The following is an 887-nucleotide window of genomic DNA, read 5'->3' as shown; positions in this document are numbered from 1 at the left end:
TCCAGATTTGGCACATATGCCTACTGGCAGGCAGGAAGCGGCTGGACGGACTATACAGCTACGGTAACGATGAAATCCACTGACAACGACGGCATAGGTGTTATGTTCCGCTATCAGGACGAGAATAACTACTACAGGTTCATTTGGGACAGTCAGCGTAGTTCTCGTGCCCTGGTAAAAGCTGAGAACGGCGTATTTAGCATTCTTGCCGAAGATTTCGTTCCGTATGTTCCAGGCAAGAGTTATCAGGTAAAGATTTCCGCCCAGGGCAGCTCATTGCAGGTCTCTATAGATGGCAGTCCGGTCTTTTCGGTAAACGACAGCACCTTTTCATCCGGGACTATAGCACTGTATAGCTGGGGTAATGCGGGCAGTTACTTCGATGATATTACAGTTGAGGGTCCGTCCGGAGCCAATCAGGCGCCTGTTATCACATCTGTTACGGCCAGTCCATCTACTATCTCAGATACCCAGACTTCTCAATTACAGGTAGTTGCATATGACCCGGATAGCGGTCCTAATCCGTTGACATATAGCTGGTCTGTACCTACGGGCGCGGGTAGTCTGGACAATGCAAATATAGTCAACCCGATATACACTCCACCGGATGTGAGTGGTACGCAAACCTTTACACTAACGGTTGATGTCTTCGATGGCCTGGCCACCACATCACAGACAGTAGATATTACGGTAACAGATACAGCTCCTGGTCCCCAGATACTCCTTTCAGAAAACTTTAACGATGGTGATTACAACGGCTGGACACTTGTAGAACAGGGTATTCAGGGTGGCTCTATGGCCTGGTCGGCCGCCACCGGCGTTATGGTCCAAAGCTCGAATAACCACTCACCGATAGCCGAAGGAATATCCAGATTTGGCACATATGC

The 887-nt window shown here is 49.4% G+C and carries 1 protein-coding gene; it reads left to right on the top strand.

Going from position 1 to position 887, the window contains the following annotated elements:
* On the top strand, nucleotides 1-887 hold an 887-nt coding region (locus GTN70_08430), incomplete at both ends, for a hypothetical protein (protein ID NIO17010.1).

The organism is Deltaproteobacteria bacterium (genome assembly GCA_011773515.1).
GTDB lineage: Bacteria > Desulfobacterota > Deferrimicrobia > J040 > J040 > WVXK01.
Note: the sequence above shows the minus strand (reverse complement) of the source record. Positions and strands in the feature narration are given on the sequence as shown.